Genomic DNA, 1,275 nt, shown 5'->3' with positions numbered 1-1,275 from the left:
TGCCCCGGATGAACAACCTACTGAGAGATCACATCTAGTCGCCACGACACGGCCTCGCATCACCTGACGCCACCCGTAATTGACGCAATAAATGCACCAATCATCGGATTTTATATCGCCACACGTTCTTTAAAATCGCCAATAGAATCGTTGCTCCGACAGACGCCGCCTTCAGGAGTTCGCGATGAGCAAGACGATGAAACGATGGGAGATGCACGGCTTCGGCCGTGACCAACTGGCGCTGACGCAGGCCGGCATCCCCACGCCGCAGGCCGGCGAGGTGCTGGTGAAAGTGAGCGCAGTGGCGCTCAACTATCGCGATACGCTTGTGATCGAGGATGGCATGGGTCTGTCGCTGGCGTTTCCCTTCACGCCCGGCTCCGATCTGGCCGGCACTGTGCACGCGCTTGGCCCCGGGGCAACGCGGTTCGCCGTCGGCGAGCGGGTGATCTCGACCTTCTTCCCGGGCTGGATCGACGGCGCCCCGCAAGGCGATGCGCGTGTGCCGCTCTACCGCAGTCTCGGCGGCAGCCATCCCGGCGTCCTTGCCGAGTACGTGGCGTTTCCGCAGGACTGGTTCGTCCATGCACCGGCCACGCTCGACGATGCCCAGGCCAGCACGCTGCCTTGCGCAGGGCTGACCGCCTGGTTCGCGCTGGTCGAAAACGGCAGGCTGCGCGCCGGCCAGACCGTACTGATCGAAGGCACCGGCGGGGTCGCCCTGTTCGGCTTGCAGATCGCCAAGGCGCACGGCGCGCAGGCCATCGTGATCTCAGGCAACGCCGACAAGCTGGAGCGCGCCAGACGGCTCGGCGCCGACCACGGCATCGACCGCAGCGCACAGGATTGGACGGAAGCGGTGCTGCGCCTCACCGACGACCGTGGCGTGGACCAGATCCTAGAACTGGTCGGAGGCGCACATCTGGGCAAGGCCGTGCAGGCGGCAGCGGTCGGCGGCCAGATTCACCAGATCGGCGTACTGAAAGGATTCGAAGTAACGGCGCCGGTCGGGCCGCTGATGCTGAAGCAGCTCACCATCCACGGCATCGGTGTCGGGCACCGACGCGCACTCGAGGACCTGGCGGTGGCGGTCGATCGGCTCGGGCTCGAGCCGGTCATCGACGCACGCTATTCCTTTGCCGAATTGCCGGACGCACTGGACCACCTGGAGCGCGGCGCATTCGGCAAAGTGGTGATCGACGTGGCCTGAACTCGCGCGGCAATCGCCAGGACGACTGCGCCATCGTTGCATCCGGCAGCGACGCCCGGCGGGAC

At 65.6% G+C, this 1,275-nt stretch carries 1 protein-coding gene; it reads left to right on the top strand.

Annotated features, from left to right (window positions below; translation table 11 throughout):
- Nucleotides 1-184: 184 nt before the first annotated feature.
- Entirely contained in the window at nucleotides 185-1,210 is a 1,026-nt protein-coding gene (locus D588_RS0112015; protein ID WP_026143640.1) for an NAD(P)-dependent alcohol dehydrogenase, read from the top strand.
- Nucleotides 1,211-1,275 lie beyond the last annotated feature (65 nt).

This window comes from Xanthomonas sp. SHU 308, from assembly GCF_000364645.1.
Taxonomy (GTDB): domain Bacteria; phylum Pseudomonadota; class Gammaproteobacteria; order Xanthomonadales; family Xanthomonadaceae; genus Xanthomonas_A; species Xanthomonas_A sontii.
Note: the sequence above shows the minus strand (reverse complement) of the source record. Positions and strands in the feature narration are given on the sequence as shown.